This window comes from Vogesella mureinivorans (assembly GCF_007644035.1).
In the GTDB taxonomy this organism is placed as follows: domain Bacteria; phylum Pseudomonadota; class Gammaproteobacteria; order Burkholderiales; family Chromobacteriaceae; genus Vogesella; species Vogesella mureinivorans.
This window is the reverse complement of record NZ_VMTV02000816.1, coordinates 1-1,806: the sequence shown is the minus strand read 5'-3', so window position 1 is coordinate 1,806 and position 1,806 is coordinate 1. Positions and strand designations below refer to the sequence as shown.

General features: G+C 62.9%; 1 protein-coding gene. It reads left to right on the top strand.

All coding sequences use genetic code 11. The features are described 5' to 3' along the window. Positions 1-1,806 (top strand): Calx-beta domain-containing protein (locus tag FLQ44_RS19775; protein ID WP_206209003.1); only part of this gene is annotated, 1,806 nt, incomplete at both ends.

The window sequence follows — 1,806 nt, the reverse complement described above, 5'->3', positions numbered from 1 at the left end:
ACCGACGAAGCCGACGAAACCGTCAAGCTGAGCATCGGCGGCAAAGACGCCACCGGTACCATCCTCGACAACGACAGCACGCCGACCATCGAATCGATCGGTAACGACGTGGGCACCGGCGACGTATCCGCCACCGAAGGCGATAGCCTGGCCTTCACCGTCAAGCTGAGCAATGCTTCGTCCACCGCCACCAGCTTCGACTTCGCGCTGCAAGACGGCACCGCTACTGCTGATGACTACAGTGCAGCCAGCTTCAGCAACGGCGTGAGCTACGACGCCGCCACCGGCAAGATCACCGTGCCAGCTGGCGTCACCAGCTTCACCGTGACCGTACCGACCAGCAACGACACCACCGACGAAGCCGACGAAACCGTCAAGCTGAGCATCGGCGGCAAAGACGCCACCGGTACCATCATTGACAACGACGGCACGCCGACTATCGAGTCGATCGGTAATAACCTGGGCACCGGCGACGTATCCGCCACCGAAGGCAGCGACCTGGCCTTCACCGTCAAGCTGTCTAACGCTTCGTCCAGCGCCACCAGCTTCGACTTCGCGCTGCAAGACGGCACCGCCACTGCTGATGACTACGGCACCGCCACCTTCAGCAACGGCGTGAGCTACGACCCTGCCACCGGCAAGATCACCGTACCGGCCGGCGTCACCAGCTTCACCGTGACTGTGCCGACCAGCAATGACACCACCGACGAAGCCGACGAAACCGTCAAGCTGAGCATCGGCGGCAAAGACGCCACCGGTACCATCATTGACAACGACGAAACGCCGACCATCGAGCACATCGGCAAGCCGGACCCGTCTGCGGCCAACCCGAACGACGTATCCGCCACCGAAGGCGATAGCCTGGCGTTCACCGTCAAGCTGTCGAACGCCAGCAGCACCAGCACCAGCTTCGACTTCGCGCTGCAAGACGGCACCGCCACGTCCGATGACTACAGTGCGGCCAGCTTCAGCAATGGCGTGAGCTACGATGCCGCTACCGGCAAGATCACCGTACCAGCTGGCGTGACCAGCTTCACAGTGACTGTGCCGACCAGCAACGACACCACCGACGAAGCCGACGAAACCATCAAGCTGAGCATCGGCGGCAAAGACGCCACCGGTACCATCCTCGATAACGACGGCACGCCGACCATCGAATCGATCGGTAACGACCTGGGCACCGGCGACGTGTCGGCCACCGAAGGCGATAGCCTGGCCTTCACCGTCAAACTGAGCAACGCTTCGTCCAGCGCCACCACCTTCGACTTTGCGCTGCAAGACGGCACCGCCACGTCCGATGACTACGGCACCGCCACCTTCAGCAACGGCGTGAGCTACGATGCCGCCACCGGCAAGATCACCGTGCCGGCCGGCGTCACCAGCTTCACCGTGACTGTGCCGACCAGCAATGACACCACCGACGAAGCCGACGAAACCGTCAAGCTGAGCATCGGCGGCAAAGACGCCACCGGTACCATCATTGACAACGACGAAACGCCGACCATCGAGCACATCGGCAAGCCGGACCCGTCTGCGGCCAACCCGAACGACGTGTCCGCCACCGAAGGCGATAGCCTGGCGTTCACCGTCAAGCTGAGCAACGCCAGCAGCACCAGCACCACCTTCGACTTCGCGCTGCAAGACGGCACCGCTACCGCTGATGACTACGGCAGCGCTACCTTCAGCAATGGCGTGAGCTACGACGCGGCCACCGGCAAGATCACCGTACCCGCCGGCGTCACCAGCTTCACCGTGACCGTACCGACCAGCAACGACACCACCGACGAAGCCGACGAAACCGTCAAG